General features: G+C 71.8%; 2 protein-coding genes and 1 pseudogene. 1 reads left to right on the forward strand and 2 read right to left on the reverse strand.

The genetic code is table 11. From position 1 onward, the window contains the following. Positions 1-298: pseudogene (locus tag IP78_RS14100) on the reverse strand (phage major capsid protein); the annotation flags it as partial. A 158-nt stretch (positions 299-456) separates the two neighbouring features. Between IP78_RS14100 and IP78_RS15395 the strand changes: the two are divergent. After that, entirely contained in the window at positions 457-1,017 is a 561-nt protein-coding gene (locus IP78_RS15395) for a hypothetical protein (RefSeq protein ID WP_054112298.1), read from the forward strand. On the opposite strand, the gene IP78_RS15135 is transcribed toward IP78_RS15395, so the two are convergent. After that, positions 950-1,404, reverse strand: a 455-nt coding sequence (locus IP78_RS15135) for an HK97 family phage prohead protease (RefSeq protein ID WP_231681022.1), incomplete at its 5' end; no start/stop codon positions are given. The two genes, IP78_RS15395 and IP78_RS15135, sit on opposite strands and share 68 nt — an antisense overlap.

Genomic DNA, 1,404 nt, shown 5'->3' on the forward strand with positions numbered 1-1,404 from the left:
CCCCGCCCGGCGGGGGAGGGGGACCGCCGAAGGCGGTGGAGGGGGCGGACGCGGACTCCGTCGAAATCCCCGGCCGTCGCGCCTCGCTCAGCGCCCGGTCCAGCCGCGCCTGGGCCTGCCCCACCGCCTGGTCGATGCGCGCCACCTTCTCCTCCAGCAGCGCATCGGCCGACGCCTTCTTCTCGATCTCGGCGAGCCGGGCGTCATTGGCCCCTTTGAACGCCTCGAACGCCGCCATCATCTCGTGCAGCGCCGCACGCGTCTCGGGCGTAGCCGAGGCCGTCTTCATCTCTTTCATGGTTTCCCCTTGTACTCCCTCTCCCGGTCGGGAGAGGGCTTGAGCGCCCGAGAGCGCAGCGATCGGACTCGCGCGAAAGGGTGAGGGGCCCGCTCTTTCCAGCTTCCCCCGAACGCTCCTTCGCGCCAGTCTCCCCCGGTTCACGGGAGACTTCTGCAATGCGTCTAACGACCTTGGCCGCCGCCGCTTTCCTGGCCCTGTCAGCCGCCCCCGCCCTGGCCCAGACGCCTCCGTCTGAGCCGACCACCGCGACCGCGGCCAACGCCACCTACGCCGGCGACGTCGCCTCGGCCGACGCCATCCTCGCCGCCCTCTACGCCGTCATCTCCGGCGACGCGGGCCAGGCCCGCGACTGGGACCGCTTCCGCAACCTGTTCCACCCCTCGGCCCGCCTCATGCCGACCGGCCAGCGCGACGGCGTCGGCGTCCTCACCCCGCTCACGCCCCAGGACTACGTCGACCGCGCCGGTCCGACCCTCGTCCGCGACGGCTTCCACGAGCGCGAGATCGCGCGGCGCACCGAAACCTTCGGCGCCGTCACCCATGTCTGGTCCACCTACGACGCCCGCCGCGCCCAGAACGACGCCCAGCCCTTCCTGCGCGGCGTCAACTCCATCCAGCTCTTCAACGACGGGACCCGCTGGTGGGTCGTCAGCGTCTACTGGCAGGCCGAAACCCCGACGCTCCCGCTCCCGGCGGAGTACCTGACGACGCCCTGAACCGCGCCCCCGGCAGCATCGGAAACGTCACCAGGGACACCTCCCACAGCTCCACGCCCGACAGCACCCTCAGCCGCCCCTCCCGCCGCGCCTTCGCCGTCCGGAACCCGATCGACAGCCCGTCCAGCGCGCCAGCGCGGCTGAGCGCCTGGGCATAGCGGGCCTCGGCCGACCAGTCGGCAATCCGTCCCCGGACGAACAGGCCCCGGTCGTCCTCGACGACCTCGTCCCAGACACCTACGACCGCCCGGCTCTCGTGCTGATGCAGCATCCGCACCCCGCCGGTGCCCGTCCGCTTCAGGCTGTCGACGAACGCCCCCTTCGCCACCACACCCCCGTTCAGATCCGCCACACCCCACAGCGAGGCATAGCCGTGGATCAAGAGCC

The sequence above is a fragment of the Brevundimonas sp. AAP58 genome (assembly GCF_001295975.1).
In the GTDB taxonomy this organism is placed as follows: Bacteria; Pseudomonadota; Alphaproteobacteria; order Caulobacterales; family Caulobacteraceae; genus Brevundimonas.